The sequence below is a fragment of the Thiocapsa marina 5811 genome (genome assembly GCF_000223985.1).
Taxonomy (GTDB): Bacteria; Pseudomonadota; Gammaproteobacteria; order Chromatiales; family Chromatiaceae; genus Thiocapsa; species Thiocapsa marina.
Genome location: NZ_AFWV01000003.1, coordinates 308857 through 323211, shown reverse-complemented (window position 1 = coordinate 323211; position 14355 = coordinate 308857). Strand labels below are relative to the sequence as shown.

Genomic DNA, 14355 nt, shown 5'->3' with positions numbered 1-14355 from the left:
GCCCGGCGACCGATGTTCTGGTACTTAAGCGTGTTTTTCGCGGCAGGCCCGGCCGACCGTATCGGGCGCATGCCATCCACGACAAGAGCCTTCGGGAGTACATTCATGGCCGAAGCGAACGCCACTCAAGCCAGCACCGCCGAATTCGAGCCCTACCACCAGGGCAAGGACGAGGACTACATGAGTCCGGAGCAGGAGGCGCATTTTCGCGAGATCCTCCTCGCCTGGAGGACGTCGCTCATGGAAGAGGTCGACCGTACCGTACACCACATGCAGGACGAGGCCACCAACTTCCCCGACCCCAACGATCGTGCTACGCAGGAGTCCGAGTTCAGCCTGGAGCTGCGCACCCGCGATCGCGAGCGCAAGCTGATCAAGAAGATCGACGAGGCGCTCGGTCGGATCGACGATCACGAATACGGCTTCTGCGAGGCATGCGGGGTGGAGATCGGCATCCGCCGTCTCGAGGCGCGGCCGACCGCCACGCTCTGCATCGACTGCAAGACGCTTGACGAGATCCGCGAACGGCAGCGCGGATGAGCGATTGCACGGGACCCGACCCTCGCGCGTGAGAGCGATGCGCGACCGCTCTGACCCGGGTCCGAACGGCGTTCCCGGGCACTCTGCTTATCGAGGCCGTTTCGCGCCGTCCCCGACGGGTCCGCTCCATTTCGGCTCGCTCCTCGCGGCCATGGCCAGCTATGCGGACGCCCGCGCCAACCGAGGCATCTGGCTGCTCCGCATGGAAGACCTCGACCGCACGCGCGAGGTCCCCGGGGCGGCAGACCTGATCCTTCGCACCCTGAGCGCGCTCGGGTTCGAGTGGGACGAAGGCGTGGCCTACCAAAGCCGCCGAACAGATGCCTACCGAGATGCTCTCGACACCCTTCAGGCTCGGGGTCTGACCTATCCGTGCGGGTGCAGCCGCGCCGAGGTTGCCCGAGCCGGCCGATCCGGACTCGAGGGACCGGTTTACCCCGGCACCTGCCGCGCCGGTCTCGCGCTCGGTCGGAGCGCACGTACCGAGCGCTTCCGCACCCCTGCAGGCGCGATCGTCTTCGAAGACGGAATCCAGGGGCAACAGGAGCAAAGGGTCGACGACGCGGTCGGAGACTTCGTTTTGCGGCGCGCCGACGGCATCCACGCCTACCAACTCGCCGTTGTTGTCGACGATGCCCTTCAAGGCATCACTCGGGTGGTCCGCGGCGCGGACCTGCTGCTCTCGACGCCCCGCCAGATCCTGCTGCAACGCGCGTTGGGATTCAGCCGACCCGGCTACGCGCATGTCCCCCTGGTCTTGGACGCGAACGGCCGGAAGCTCAGCAAATCACTGGCGGCCGCACCGGTCGACGCACGCGACCCGCTGCCGGCCTTGCGCGCGGCTTGGGCCTTGTTGGGACAAATCCCGGCGCCCGCGGATCTCCACCTCGATGCCTTCTGGTCGTGGGCCATCCCCGAATGGCGGATCGCGCGCGTCCCGTCCAAGACTGCGGTCGTATGCCCGAACGGCTCATCGCCGCGGGCTCGCGAGCCCTCGGCGCACACCTTCACCCCGAGACCCTCCAATGGCCCTCAAAGCGACCGTCTTCAGAGCGCAGGTCCAGATCAGCGACATGGACCGGCATTATTACGAGAGCCATACCCTGACGCTGGCCCGGCATCCCTCGGAAACCGATGAGCGGATGATGGTGAGGCTACTCGCCTTCGCCCTGCATGCCGACCCGCAGCTGACCTTCACCAAGGGGCTGAGCGCGGACGACGAGCCGGACCTGTGGCAACGCAGCCTCGGCGGGGAGATCGAGCGCTGGATCGAGGTGGGCCAACCCGACGAGCGGCGTCTGCGCAAAGCGAGCGGTCGCGCGCGCGAAGTGACGGTGATCACCTACGCCGGACGCGCGGCGGATCTTTGGTGGCAGCACAACAGCGCCGCGCTGGAGCGCCTTCGCAACCTTCGAATTATCGATTTGAGCAGCGACGAGAGCCAGGCCCTAAGCCGCTTGGCGGAGCGCTCGATGGATCTGCAGTGCACCATCGACGGGGGCGAGGTTTGGATCGGCAATGGGCGGGAGACGGTCGGCCTGATTCCGCGTCTGCGCCAGGTCTGAACGAAACCGCGCCCGGCGCGCTATACGGTGTTTTCGGATGGGATCGGCCTCGGCAGCTCGGAGCCGACAGCCCGGCTGCCGGCCCGTCGCGATCCTACTCTTGCCCGAAGGCCCGCAGATAGGCCGAGAAGCGCTCCCCGACCTCCGGGTGCGCCAAACCGAACTCGACGTTGGCCTGGAGATAGCCGAGCTTGCTGCCGCAATCGTAACGCTTGCCCTGGAAGGGGTAGGCGATCACCGGCTCGTCCTCGAGGAGGGCGGCGATGGCGTCGGTCAACTGGATCTCCCCGCCCGCACCTTCCCGGGTCTGCTCGAGCTTCTCGAAGATCTTGGGCGTCAGCAAATAGCGCCCGACGACCGCGAGATTCGATGGCGCATCGGCCGGTGCCGGCTTCTCCACGATCCCCACGACCCGCAGCTCTCCGTCCGGGCCGGGCTCGACCTTCACGATGCCGTATTTGTTGGTCTCCTCGCGCGGGACCTCCTGAACACTCAGCACGCTGCAACCGAAACGCTCGTAAACCTCGGCCATCTGCTCGACCACACCCTTGCCTTGCGAGCGGATCAGGTCGTCGGCCAGCAAGACGGCAAAGGGCTCATCCCCCACGACGGACTTGGCGCAAAGGACGGCGTGCCCGAGACCGAGCGCCTCGGCTTGGCGCACGTAGATACAGGTCACGCTCGGCGGCATGACGTTCTGAACGATGTCCAGGAGTTGCAGCTTGCCCGCGCTCTTGAGCTCGGCCTCGAGCTCGTAGGCCTTGTCGAAATGATCTTCGATCGAGCGCTTGTTGCGCCCGGTAATAAAGACCAGTTGAGTGGCACCGGCGTCCTCCGCTTCCTCCGCCGCATACTGGATCAGCGGCTTGTCGACGATCGACATCATCTCCTTGGGGCTCGCCTTGGTGGCCGGAAGGAACCGGGTCCCGAGTCCGGCAACGGGAAACACTGCCTTTCGAATCTTCGCCATCGCATCTTCTCCTTCGGGATCGATCAATGTAAGCGAGCACCTCGGACGAGCGCCGAGATGCGCGGTTGAGAAAGGTCATGCCGGGATCGGGAGCACATCAGGCCATAAGCGAATCCTCGATGGCCCGCAAGGCAGCCAAGGGATCGCTCGCCGCGGTGATCGGACGCCCGATGACCAGGTCATCGGCACCGGCTGCGAGGGCATCCCGCGGCGTCATGACACGCACCTGATCACCGAGCGCGGCGCCGGCCGGCCTAACACCCGGCGTGACCAGACGAAAATCAGGGCCCTGCGCCGCGCGGACCGCGGCCGCCTCCAAGGGCGAGCAGACCACGCCGTCGAGACCCGCCGCGTGCCCGAGCGCGGCGAGTGCGAGCACCCGCTCGCTCGGCTCGCCTGGACACCCGACCGCGCCCAGATCCTCCCGGCTCAGGCTGGTGAGCAGGGTCACGCCGATCAGCAAGGGCGGAGTCGACACGGCATCCAGTCGCGTGCGCGCAGCCTCGATCATCCGGGCCCCGCCCGAGATGTGCAGGTTCACCATCCAGACCCCGAGATCCGCCGCCGCGGCACACGCCCCGGCAACCGTATTGGGAATATCGTGAAATTTCAAATCGAGAAAGACCTCGAATCCCCGAGACTGCAACACCTCGACGAAGGCCGGGCCGCATCGCGTGAACAGCTCCTTGCCGACCTTCAGCCGGCAGCGCGTCGGATCGAGGCGCTCGACCAACGCAAGGGCTTGGGACTCGGTCGCGAAATCGAGCGCGACGATAATGCGTTTGGCTGGTATCACGCCCGGTCCTCGTGTGCATCGTCAATGTTTCGGCCGCGGTTGTTTCCCCGAGCCGACGGCAGCGCGTCGTTCAAACAGCCGCGGCCGACGCGAGAGGCGCAGAGCGCGCGCGCCGAGACCAGGATGGCCGGTTTGGATGCGTGCCCGACCACGACGGGGTCAGGCGAGTCGTCGTTCATGCAAGACCTCCTCTCCGACGATCGGCTCGGGCTGAACGGGAACGACACTCCCCCAGGATCGGCAGCTCGGACACTGCCAATGCAGCGAGCGCGCCTCGAACCCGCAGTGCTCGCAGCGATAGGCCGCCTGCCGCGCGAGCAAATGCCGCGTCACATCCAAGGCGACACGCATCCGCTCGACGCTCAAACCCTGCCCCTGCGACGGCTCCGCGACCTGAAGCTCGAAGAGACGCTCCAGCGCCGCCAAATCCGCATGCCGGGAGAGATAATGGGTCAGTAGATCCATGGCGGCCTCCGTCCCGCGGCTTTGGGCGACGACATCGCAGAGGCCGAGCGTCAGTGCCGAGCTGGAATGCCGCTGCGCCAGATCCTCGAGAACCGCCGGCACATCATCGCGCCCGAGCCGGCGCAAGGCGTCGATCAGCTCGGGCAGGATCTCCGGGGCATAGGATGCGCGCTGCTCCGCCACATGCATGAAGTGCGCAAGGGCGCGCTGCGGTGCGCCGTCCTCCAATGCGGCCCGACCCTCCAGTATCGTGGCTCGGACACACTCCGGATCGGCCTCGCGAGCCAGGCTCAGCTGGACCGTCGCACGCGCCGCGTCGCCGCAGCGCCGGGCATCCTCGGCAAGCTCGCAGTGGTACTGGCCGATCGCAACCTTGATGGACGGGTCGCTCGCCGGCTCGAGCATCTCGGCGACCTCCAGGCAGCGCGCCCAGTCGCGCTCCTGCTCGTAGAGCTCGCGCAGACTCTGGAGCGCGCGCCGGCGGTGCAGACCAAGCCCGACCAGCTCCTGAAAGAGACATTCGGCGCGGTCCAACAAGCCTGCGCGCATGTAGTCCTGACCGAGCTCGAAGAGGGCATCCCCGCGTTGCTCGGCCGCGAGATTCTTGCGCGCGATCAGATTCTGGTGAATGCGAATCGCCCGGTCGACCTCGCCGCGACGCCGGAAGAGACTGCCGAGCGCGAGATGGGTCTCGACAGTCTCCCCGTCGACCTCGACAAGCTCGAGGAACATGTCGATGGCCTTATCCGGCTGCTCTTCGACGAGATAATTCAGGCCCCGCAGAAACGCGGGGTGGGGTGGCGACCGCCGAATGCGTCGTGCCGGCATGCCGCGGCGCGCGACCCACCACCCGGAGGCCGCAGCCACGGGCAGAAGTAGAAACAACAGCTCGATCACCGGCGCCACCGACAACGCGGCAGGACAGGCAGCTTGCCGCCGAGGACGCAACGGCGACCGCTTTGATATGCTGGTTCGGGTAGACTGCTCACACCCGGGATGATACAGGCAACCCGCCCGCCCCGCATGAGGAAGCCGAGCTTCCCCGCGCCGAGCCGACGGGCGATCGGTCAAGCGCACCCGGGTTGGGCATCCCGTTGCCGGCCCCAACCTCCGGGTAGGAGCGCGAAGCCGGCGGGCGCCCCGAACAGTCGGCACAACCACCAGGAGTCACGAGCGTGCAGGAATTCACCGGGAAAACCGTTGTCGTCACCGGCGCCGCGGGGAATCTGGGCCGCGCAACGGCACGCGCCTTCGCCCGCCGAGGCGCACGACTCGCCCTGATCGACCTGAACCCCGACGCCCTGCAGTCGGCGCGCAATGCGCTGCCCGAGGGCTGCGATTCCGCCGTCTTCGCAGCCGACCTCTTGGATCCCGCCGCGGTGGCGGACACGATCGCCGCCGTCAAGAAGCGCTTCGGCGCCATTCATGTCCTTGCCAATATCGCCGGCGGCTTCGCCATGGGTCCGGCCCTGCACGAGACGACCGACGAGCAGTGGAACTCTCTGATGGACTTGAACCTACGCACGGTCTTCAACTGCTGCCGGGCGGCGATACCCGAGATCCCGGACAGGGCCGGCGGTCGCATCGTGAACATTTCAGCCAGAGCGGCCGTTCGGGGTGCCGGGCACATGGCCCCCTACTGCGCCTCCAAGGCCGCCGTTATCACCCTGACCGAGAGCCTCTCCGAGGAGCTCAAAGATCGCGGGATCACCGTCAACTGTATTCTGCCCGGAACCCTCGACACCCCGGAAAACCGCTCGGCGATGCCCGACGCGGAGCACGACGCATGGGTTCCTTTGGATGCTCTCGCCGACGTCATCCTCTTTTTGGCCTCGGATGCGGCACGCTGCGTAACCGGTGCAGCGGTACCCGTCTACGGTCGGAGTTAAGACAAGCCGTGTCTCTTCAACCGACAGGACAAAGCAGGATCCGCCACGGCCGACCGGGCAACGGAGCGAGAGGACCGAATGGCCGAAGGCGCCCGCTGCGCCGCTGGGCATTGACGATATGCCTCGTGACGGGCCTCGGCATCCAAAGCGCCGTCGCCGCGGAATTGGACGAAGCGACCGAGACACTGTTGATCGAAGCGGTCGAGGCCGCCTACGCATTGGATCTCTATCACGCCCGCTGCCGTCGTGACGGCTCCAACCGTCGCACCGAGAACCTCAACAAGCTGCTCGCGAGCCGCATGCGCATGACCGTGCTCAGGGTCCAGGACGACGTGTTTCCGGAGCGCAATTATCGAAAGGTCCAAGAACGACTCCAGCGTGAATTCTTGGCGGTGCTCAACGCCAACGGCGGGTGTGCCGGTGTGAAGGACTCGGAGCTCCCCGCAGAGCTTCGGGCACTCTACGACGAAAAGATGCAGGCCATCGAAGCACTTCCGTGAGGCGCCGCGCCGCATCCGGCTCGCGGCGACCCTCGAACCCAAAGCCGGCGGTCGACCGCTTCGTGCCGCCGGCAAGGGTCTGACTCGGTTGACGATCTCGGTCATCCGGCACCGCACTCGCGGGTGACGGCCGCGACCGCCGGATCTACACCGCGCCCGGTGCGGCATCCTCTCGGCGATCCGCCGAATGGCCGGACTCGGCTTGAAGGATCTGCGAAACGACCGACACGCCGGCCGCAGCCTCCTTGAGCCGCTTCACGTCACCCGAGGACAGGGTGGCTCCGGATTGCGGAAGGGACGCGACAAGGTCTTGGACGATGGCGCTGTTGCGCTCGAGCCCGGCGCAAACGGCCAGGATGCACTCGAGTCGCGCGTCGACTGCCATGCGCAGCTCCGCCAACGCGGGTGACCGATCGCTCGTCTCGCCGGCGGCATGCAGATCTCGCAGGGCCACCGCCTCGCGCATCGCACTGCGCCACCAGTTCACGAAGGTCGATTTGTGATCGGCCAACACATTGAGCGAAGCAGCCATGGCGTCGATCTCGTCGCGCGCACCGGGCACCGTCGGGATGCGCTCGCGCGGCGTTTCGGTGATCATGCGGTCGAGCAGCCCGGCGATCTTGCGCACCGGGCGGACGATCCTCGAGGTGATCATGACGGCAAAGGCCGCGCCGAGCAGGGTTGCCCCGAACGCGATCAACAGGTTGATCCGCGCCCGCGCAGCCGCCTGCTCCGCGATCGCATCGGTCATCGACGTCATCAGCCGACTGGCTTCCTCAAGGTTCTCCTCGACCAGCGGCGTGATCCGCCCGGCGGCAATGCCCATGGCCTCTTCGAGCCCCTCGATGCGGCGATCCTGCTCGACCAGGGCATTAAAATCGCGCCGGTATGCCGCGAGGCGCTCGGTCAACGCCTCGCGCTCGGGTTCGCCGATCGGAGCCCTTGCAACGCGCTCGGCGGTCTCGGTCAGGATGTCGTTCACGATCGCGACATAGCTCGCATCGCCGCGCAGCAGATAATCCTTCTCGCGCCGCCGCAGCTGGAGAATTGCGATCTCGAGGCCCGTCACCTCCTCGCCCGATCCCGCCGAGGATCCGGCCAACGCCTCCAGCTCGTGTGCGGTCCGGCGAAACGCGCCCTGCAGTCCGCTTTTCTCGTCGAGTCCGTTGATCCGCCAGGCCTCGACGACCGCTTCGAAGCTCCCGAGATAATCAGCAATCAGCGTGCGGATCTCGGTCGCGGCATGCTGCGAGGGCGCGTCGAGACGCGCGAGCCCGGCGGCTTCGGCATCCAAGGCAACCGCTGCGCGCGCCACTTGCGCAACCGCATCGAGATTTCGGGTCACGAGAAACTCGGACTGAGCTGCGCGCATGGCGCCGAGGCGTCGCTCGATGCCGAAAGCGTAAGACTGACGCGCGCCGTAGAGCGCGTGGAGACGCTCGTAGTCCGCGCTCAGGCGCGCCAATTCCAGCTGTTCATGGACGATGACCCCGAGAAAGATCAGGATCACCAGCCCGAATCCCAGCCCGATCTTCTCACCGATACGCAATCTGCTCGCGAGCCTGCTCACCCTGCCTCCCGTGCCTGATACGGCCGGCCGATCCACTCGTCTCTCAACCGAGAGACCGCCAGCTTACCGTAATCGGCCACACCTGCCGACCATCGAGCACGCTGCCGGATCGAGGTTGAAGCCCATCGGCCGGAATGCGACGCTTGCGGCATCGAGCGAACCGCCGCCCTCAATCAAGCCCGGAGGATCAACGAAACAGCCCATGTCGGATCCCGGCCACGCCAAGCGTAAAGGCTTTCTCAGACACTTTCGCGGTCTGGTCCACCGGGCCGATCCGTGCGCCGACCTCGACCTGCGAGGCTCGCTGCGTTTGGGCAGGTCGACGCTCAAGCTCCCGCCTCCTGCGCTGCCCCTGCAGATCCTCCTCGGCGGCGAGCAGGGTTATCGGCTCCACCTGTATCCTGAACCGGTGCTCGATGCCGAAGGCCGCTTCGAGCACCGCGGCAGTTATCTCCTGATCGACCCCATGACCTATTTTTCCGACATCAGCGGATTCATCCGACTGAGCGAGGGCGATACCCTGACCCTGGGACGCGACGACCCGACGCAACGACTGCTGCTGCGCTACCCGCGCGCGGTCGAGCCGCGGCATCTTCGGCTCAAGCTCTCGAGCGACGCACTGGCCATCAAGAACAAATCCACGTCGGCCGGTGTCTGCATCGCCCCGCTGACCGCGACCGATCTCATTGAACGCATGTCGCGTTGGCGCAGCCTCAACCTTGCCCGTCTGGTCCGGGTGCTCGGCGGACCGATCGAGCCTTTGGCACGCGCGCCCGCCCTGGACCTGATCGAGCAGGTGATCGCGGTGATGGATCAGGAGCCCTACCGCGCGCTCAATCATCTCGGTCAGCCCGGCGGCCTTTTGATCCTGCCCGATCGCGCGACCCCCGTCTTCGTCGGCGATCTGCGCGCGCGCATCGACAACCTGCTCGTCATCTTGACTCAGAACGCCTTTCTTCAGGCACTCGAAGAGGGCAGCGCCATCCTGATCATCCTGGGAAGTGCCGTACATCCGGATCGACCCGAGCACGCGGCCGAGATGGACAGCTCCGTCCTGATGATGGATCTGATCTTTCGGCTCAAGCTGCGATTTCCCGAGCGGGTCTTCTATCTGCGGGGCCATCACGACAGCTTTTCCGAGGCAATCAGCCATGCCGGATTGCCGCAAGGGTCGCTTTGGGAGGATGCACTGCACCAAACACGGGGACCGGGCTATCGGGATGCCATGCAGCGATTCTATGCCCGCCTGCCCTTGGTGGCCGTCACCTCGCGTTATCTCGCCGCGCACGCGGCACCGCCGATCGATGCGGAGGGATGGCAGACGCTCGTGGATATCGACCGCCATCCGGAGCTGGCCGATCGCCTCGCTCGGGTCCGGCATCCCTCGGAGCCCACCCCGAGCGGCACCTACGGACGGCGCGATCTGAACCGCATGCTCCGACGCCTCGGCCTGGGAGAAAACGCCGTGTGCGTGCTCGGGGGTCGCCCGCCGCATTCGGCCGAGCATCGCGCGCGGGACAGCGAGGAGATCGAGCAGCTTCGGCGGGTATTCAGTGCCGATCCGCACTGGGTCGGCACCCTCACGCGCGCCCATAAGCGGTTGCTCCCGCTTCGCTACCCGGCCGAGCCCCTTTTGGAGGTCTACAACCGGCTGGCCCGCACGGCAGGTGACGGATTGCCACCGAATCGACAGCTCACGAGCCCCGTTGACCCGACCCCGACTCAGCCGAAAGACGCTCCGCACGAGGTGCCGCGATGACCCCCGAGGTCGCCCAGGCGATGACCCCGGCGATCCACTGGTGGGCGATGGCGATGAGCCTCTTCGGCGGTCTCGCACTCTTTCTCTACGGCATGGACCAGATGGCCGAGGCGCTCAAGGCGGTCGCCGGAGAGCGGATGAAGGACATCCTGGCCAAGCTGACCGCCAACCGCTTCATGGGCGCCATCACCGGCGCCTTCGTGACGGCCGTGATTAACTCCTCTTCGGTCACGACGGTCCTGGTGGTGGGTTTCATCAGTGCCGGACTCATGACCCTGAGTCAATCCGTCGGCGTCATCATGGGCGCCAACATCGGCTCCACGGTGACTGCACAGCTGATCGCCTTTCAGATCACGGAGGCGGCGCTCCTGATGATCGGCATCGGCTTCATGATGCAATTCATCTCCGCGCAGGAGGCGATTCGCCAATACGGCGGCATCCTCATGGGCTTGGGCCTGGTCTTCTTCGGCATGAGCATCATGAGCGACGCGATGGGGCCGTTGCGGACCTACGAGCCCTTCCTGGACTTTGTCCGGCGGCTCGAGAATCCGGCGATCGGCATCCTCGTCGCCGCCGTCTTCACCGGGGTGATCCAATCCTCCGCCGCCACCATGGGCATCGCGATCGTCATGGCGAGCCAGGGGCTGATCAATCTCCCCACCGGGATCGCGCTCGCCCTCGGGGCCAATATCGGCACCTGCGTCACCGCGCTGCTGGCGGCCATCGGGAAACCGCGCGACGCGCTGCGCGCCGCCTTGGTGCACGTCATCTTCAACGTCTGCGGCGTCTTGATTTGGGTCGGCTTCATCGGGCAGCTGTCGGCCTTCACTCAGCTGATCTCGCCGTCCCATTCCGGTTTGTCGGGAACCGCGCGACTCGCCGCCGAGGTCCCCCGGCAGATCGCCAATGCGCATACCTTGTTCAATGTCGCCAATACACTTCTCTTCATCGGCCTGACCACGCAGTTTGCGCGCCTCGTGCAGTGGCTGGTTCCGGATAAGCCCCCGAGCGCGGAACCTCTTGCGGTGCGCGCAAAGTACTTGGACGACGAGTTGATCTCCACGCCATCATTGGCGCTCGACCGCGTGCGCCTGGAGGTCCTGCACATGGGCGAGTGCGTGGACAAGATGATGGCGCGCATCATGCCGGCGATCCTCAGCGGCAATCGCCGTACGCTGCGCGAGATCGAGCTGATGGACAACGACGTCGACACCCTGCACGCCCAGATCATCACCTATTTGGGCAAGATCAGCCGTCTGTCGCTCACCGAGAAGCAAACCGGAACCCTGATGCGGTTGATGGCTGCGGTCAACGACCTGGAGAACATCGGCGACGTCGTGGAAACCAACCTGATCGTGCTCGGACGCGAGCGCATCGATGCGGGTGTCTCCATCAGCGCGCCGACCCGCCAGATCCTCATGGGCTTTCACCGCATCGTGACACGCTCGGTCGCCGCCGCGGTCCAGGCCGTCGCGCAGAACAACGAGATGGCCGCACGCACCGTGACCTCCATGAAACAGGAGATCCAACATATCGCCGACTCCGCGGCCATCCACCAAGCACAACGCCTCGTCGCTGAAGAGCCGAATCGCATCCCCGCCTACACGATCGAGATCGACATCATCGAGAAGCTCAAGCGGATCTACTACTTCGCCAAACGGATGGCCAAGACGGTCGAGACCGACGAGGATGAGAATGTCTCTTGACGCGAGCGGTTGCGTCTCGCCTGATTACGGATCCCAAACGCGCGACCGCCCCGTCAAGGCAGCGCAAGACGCAATGCAGGCGGTGCCTGGGCCGGAACAGCCCCCGCATCCTGGAACTGCAACGACGCCAGCCGCGCATAGAGCCCATCCTCGGCCATCAACTCCTCGTGGCGCCCGCTCGCAACGATGCGACCCTGATCCAGGACCAGGATGCGGTCGGCCGTGCGTACGGTCGCCAGCCGATGGGCGATGACGATACTGGTGCGACCCTGCATGAGATGCTCCAACGCCTCCTGCACCAGCCGCTCGCTCTCGGCATCCAGGGCACTGGTCGCCTCGTCGAGCAACAGCAGGACCGGATTGCGCAGCACCGTGCGTGCAATGGCGATGCGCTGACGCTCGCCGCCCGAGAGCCTGACCCCGCGCTCGCCCAGGAAGGTGTCGAAACCCTGCGGTAACCGGTCTAGAAACTCGGCCGCGTGGGCGGCCTCGGCGGCACGGCGGACATCCGCGTCGCTCGCATCGACAAGACCGTAACGGATGTTCTCCCACGCATTCGCCCCGAAGATGACCGGATCCTGCGGGACGAGCGACATGTGGCGACGCAGCTCGGCGGGCGCGAGATCGCGCAGATCCACCCCGTCGAACCGCACCGCGCCGGCGACCGGATCGTAGAAGCGCAGCAGCAGTTGAAAGAGCGTGGATTTACCGGCGCCGGAGGGACCGACCAGCGCCACCCGCTCGCCGGGCTCGATGACCAGATCGAGACGATCGAGTGCCGGGGTATCCGGGCGGGCCGGATAAACAAAGCGGACCGCATCGAACTCGACGCGCCCGCGTGCCGGCTCCGGCAACGCCTGCGGATCGGGCGGTGTGCGAATACTCGGCTCGGACTCCAACAACTCCATCAGGCGCTCGCTCGCACCCGCGCCGCGCAGCAACTGACCCATCAGCTCGCTCAAGGAGCCGACGGACCCGGCGACCACCACGGCGTAGAAGAGAAAGGCCGAGAGCTCCCCCCCGCTGATGGCGCCGGCCAAGACCTGCCGGCCGCCGACCCAGAGCACCACTCCGATGGCGCCGAAGGTCAGCAGGGTCGACACCGCGGCCAGCAAGGCGCTGGTTTGGGAGCGCCGCGCCGCGACCTCGAAGGCGGATTCCACCTGCGTGCCGTAGCGCTCGCGATCGATCGGCTCGTGACAGCAGGCCTGCACCGTGCGAATCCCGTGGATCACCTCGTCGACATAGGCCCCGACGTCGGCGATCCGGTCCTGGCTGGCGCGCGAGAGACGTCGCACCCGATACCCCAAGAGCCAGGCCGGGAGGATCACGAAGGGCACCCCGAGCAGGACCAAACCGGTCAGGGCCGGGCTGGTGATCGCGAGCATGACGATGCCGCCGATCATCAACAGGCCGGTGCGCAGCACCATCGCCAGGGTCGAGCCGACCACGACCTGCAGCAAGGCCGTGTCGCTGGTCAGACGCGAGATCACCTCGCCGACCCGCGTCGTCTCGAAGAAGCCGACATCGAGCGACAACACCCGATCGAAGACACTCTTGCGGATATCCGCGACCACCCGCTCGCCGATCCAATTAAGCAGATAGCTGCGCAGACCCACGGCGATGCCGGTCGCGAGAACGACGGTGAGAAACAGCATCAACGCCTGATTCAACGCCTGCGTCGAGCCGCTGGTCAGGCCCGAATCCACCAGGGTGCGAATCACCTGTCCGAAGGCGAGCACCGAACCGGCACCGACGAAGAGTGCCACAAGCGCCCCCGCGAGCTGCCAGCCATAGGGCCGGGTGAAACCAAGGAGCCGCCGCAAGGCTCCAAGGTTACGGGTACCGGGACGATCGTTGGGGGTGACGGCTTGCTCTCGCATAGGTCTGATCTCGTTGGGACGACAGCGGGGTTCTCCGCTCGATGTCAAAGGATTCGGCGCCCCGACGGGCCCGACCGGAACGCTCGGCTCGGCCCCGCCCTCCGATTCCGACTAGGACCATCGGTTAACCCTCTGCTAACCTCGGGGGAACCGAGTCGCGGTCGGCGACCGTGATCGGGCCCGGGCAGGGAACGCCGACAACACAGCAGGAGTCGATTCCCCACCACCAAGGGAGCTCGAAGAGACGATGAAGACGATCCAACAACTGCTCGGCGACAAAGGCTCGCAGGTTTGGTCGATCGGCCCCGATGCAAGCGTCTACGACGCACTCGTGCTCATGGCCGAGAAGCAGATCGGCGCACTTTTGGTCATGGACGACGGCGCAATGATCGGTCTGATCTCGGAGCGCGACTACGCGCGCAGCGTGATCTTGAGGGGACGGACGTCCAAAGAGACGCTGGTAAGCGACGTCATGACCGAGCGCGTGGTCTGCACCCAACCGGAGCAGACCCTTGAAGAGGCGATGGCCCTGATGACGGAGAAGCGTGTACGCCATCTCCCGGTCATCGCCGACGGCAAGGTCATCGGCCTCATCTCGATCGGCGATCTGATCAAGTCCATCGTATCGGAGCACAAATTCATCATCGAGCAGCTCGAGCACTATATCAGCAGCGGCTGATATCCGGACCTCGAAACCCGCGGCCGAATCGAT

14 protein-coding genes are annotated in these 14355 nt (G+C 65.9%); 8 read left to right on the top strand and 6 right to left on the bottom strand.

Annotated features, from left to right (window positions below):
* The first annotated feature begins 105 nt into the window (after positions 1-105).
* Genes dksA through THIMADRAFT_RS05880 form a run of 3 tightly spaced genes read left to right on the top strand, consistent with a single transcriptional unit; the run spans position 106 to position 2105 of the window.
* The gene (gene dksA, locus THIMADRAFT_RS05890) at positions 106-540 is read left to right on the top strand and encodes an RNA polymerase-binding protein DksA (protein WP_007192066.1); all 435 of its coding nucleotides are present in this window, start codon (positions 106-108) and stop codon (positions 538-540) included.
* Between the two features lie 37 nt (positions 541-577).
* Positions 578-1678 carry a tRNA glutamyl-Q(34) synthetase GluQRS gene (gluQRS, locus tag THIMADRAFT_RS05885; protein ID WP_007192065.1) on the top strand — a complete coding sequence of 367 codons (1101 nt, stop codon included), beginning with the start codon at positions 578-580 and terminating at the stop codon, positions 1676-1678.
* Positions 1566-2105: a YaeQ family protein gene (locus THIMADRAFT_RS05880; protein ID WP_040729876.1), complete on the top strand. Its 540-nt coding sequence runs from the start codon at positions 1566-1568 to the stop codon at positions 2103-2105. The genes gluQRS and THIMADRAFT_RS05880 overlap by 113 nt, the downstream gene beginning before the upstream one ends.
* A gap of 94 nt (positions 2106-2199) precedes the next feature.
* Here THIMADRAFT_RS05880 and galU read toward each other — a convergent pair whose 3' ends face one another.
* The 4 genes from galU to lapB all read right to left on the bottom strand — a co-directional run bounded on the left by galU (position 2200) and on the right by lapB (position 5233).
* Positions 2200-3075 carry a UTP--glucose-1-phosphate uridylyltransferase GalU gene (gene galU, locus THIMADRAFT_RS05875; RefSeq protein ID WP_007192063.1) on the bottom strand — a complete coding sequence of 292 codons (876 nt, stop codon included), beginning with the start codon at positions 3073-3075 and terminating at the stop codon, positions 2200-2202.
* Positions 3076-3172: 97 nt separating this feature from the next.
* A complete protein-coding gene (gene pyrF, locus THIMADRAFT_RS05870; protein WP_007192062.1) occupies positions 3173-3871 on the bottom strand; it encodes an orotidine-5'-phosphate decarboxylase in 699 nt (232 codons plus the stop codon).
* Positions 3868-4050, bottom strand: a complete 183-nt coding sequence (locus THIMADRAFT_RS05865) for a hypothetical protein (protein WP_007192061.1) — start codon at positions 4048-4050, stop codon at positions 3868-3870. The genes pyrF and THIMADRAFT_RS05865 overlap by 4 nt, the downstream gene beginning before the upstream one ends.
* A complete protein-coding gene (gene lapB, locus THIMADRAFT_RS05860) occupies positions 4031-5233 on the bottom strand; it encodes a lipopolysaccharide assembly protein LapB (RefSeq protein ID WP_007192060.1) in 1203 nt (400 codons plus the stop codon). Before lapB ends, THIMADRAFT_RS05865 begins: the two co-directional genes overlap by 20 nt.
* 278 nt (positions 5234-5511) lie before the next feature.
* Here lapB and THIMADRAFT_RS05855 point away from each other — a divergent pair, with 278 nt between their 5' ends.
* A complete protein-coding gene (locus THIMADRAFT_RS05855) occupies positions 5512-6225 on the top strand; it encodes an SDR family oxidoreductase (protein WP_007192059.1) in 714 nt (237 codons plus the stop codon).
* 125 nt (positions 6226-6350) lie between these two features.
* Positions 6351-6725 (top strand): hypothetical protein, encoded by a 375-nt coding sequence (locus tag THIMADRAFT_RS05850; RefSeq protein WP_007192058.1) that lies wholly within the window; start codon positions 6351-6353, stop codon positions 6723-6725.
* Between the two features lie 145 nt (positions 6726-6870).
* On the opposite strand, the gene THIMADRAFT_RS05845 is transcribed toward THIMADRAFT_RS05850, so the two are convergent.
* Complete coding sequence (locus THIMADRAFT_RS05845; RefSeq protein WP_007192057.1) at positions 6871-8295, bottom strand: methyl-accepting chemotaxis protein; 1425 nt, start codon at positions 8293-8295, stop codon at positions 6871-6873.
* 202 nt (positions 8296-8497) lie between these two features.
* Here THIMADRAFT_RS05845 and THIMADRAFT_RS05840 point away from each other — a divergent pair, with 202 nt between their 5' ends.
* Together THIMADRAFT_RS05840 and THIMADRAFT_RS05835 are read left to right on the top strand one after the other, a co-directional pair.
* Positions 8498-10054, top strand: coding sequence for a metallophosphoesterase family protein (locus THIMADRAFT_RS05840; protein WP_007192056.1), 1557 nt, complete (start codon positions 8498-8500; stop codon positions 10052-10054).
* On the top strand, positions 10051-11760 hold the full coding sequence (locus THIMADRAFT_RS05835) for a Na/Pi cotransporter family protein (RefSeq protein ID WP_007192055.1): 1710 nt from the start codon (positions 10051-10053) through the stop codon (positions 11758-11760). Before THIMADRAFT_RS05840 ends, THIMADRAFT_RS05835 begins: the two co-directional genes overlap by 4 nt.
* A 53-nt stretch (positions 11761-11813) precedes the next feature.
* On the opposite strand, the gene THIMADRAFT_RS05830 is transcribed toward THIMADRAFT_RS05835, so the two are convergent.
* The gene (locus tag THIMADRAFT_RS05830; protein ID WP_007192054.1) at positions 11814-13643 is read right to left on the bottom strand and encodes an ABC transporter transmembrane domain-containing protein; all 1830 of its coding nucleotides are present in this window, start codon (positions 13641-13643) and stop codon (positions 11814-11816) included.
* Positions 13644-13890: 247 nt separating this feature from the next.
* On the opposite strand from THIMADRAFT_RS05830, the gene THIMADRAFT_RS05825 reads away from it, so the two are divergent.
* Positions 13891-14322 carry a CBS domain-containing protein gene (locus THIMADRAFT_RS05825; protein WP_007192053.1) on the top strand — a complete coding sequence of 144 codons (432 nt, stop codon included), beginning with the start codon at positions 13891-13893 and terminating at the stop codon, positions 14320-14322.
* Positions 14323-14355 lie beyond the last annotated feature (33 nt).

Coding starts and splice junctions, on each gene's coding strand:
- gluQRS (WP_007192065.1), top strand. CDS start 578: ATGCGCGACCGCTCTGACCCGGGTCCGAACGGCGTTCCCGGGCACTCT.
- dksA (WP_007192066.1), top strand. CDS start 106: ATGGCCGAAGCGAACGCCACTCAAGCCAGCACCGCCGAATTCGAGCCC.
- THIMADRAFT_RS05830 (WP_007192054.1), bottom strand. CDS start 13,643: ATGCGAGAGCAAGCCGTCACCCCCAACGATCGTCCCGGTACCCGTAAC.
- THIMADRAFT_RS05840 (WP_007192056.1), top strand. CDS start 8,498: ATGTCGGATCCCGGCCACGCCAAGCGTAAAGGCTTTCTCAGACACTTT.
- galU (WP_007192063.1), bottom strand. CDS start 3,075: ATGGCGAAGATTCGAAAGGCAGTGTTTCCCGTTGCCGGACTCGGGACC.
- THIMADRAFT_RS05835 (WP_007192055.1), top strand. CDS start 10,051: ATGACCCCCGAGGTCGCCCAGGCGATGACCCCGGCGATCCACTGGTGG.
- THIMADRAFT_RS05865 (WP_007192061.1), bottom strand. CDS start 4,050: ATGAACGACGACTCGCCTGACCCCGTCGTGGTCGGGCACGCATCCAAA.
- THIMADRAFT_RS05825 (WP_007192053.1), top strand. CDS start 13,891: ATGAAGACGATCCAACAACTGCTCGGCGACAAAGGCTCGCAGGTTTGG.
- THIMADRAFT_RS05880 (WP_040729876.1), top strand. CDS start 1,566: ATGGCCCTCAAAGCGACCGTCTTCAGAGCGCAGGTCCAGATCAGCGAC.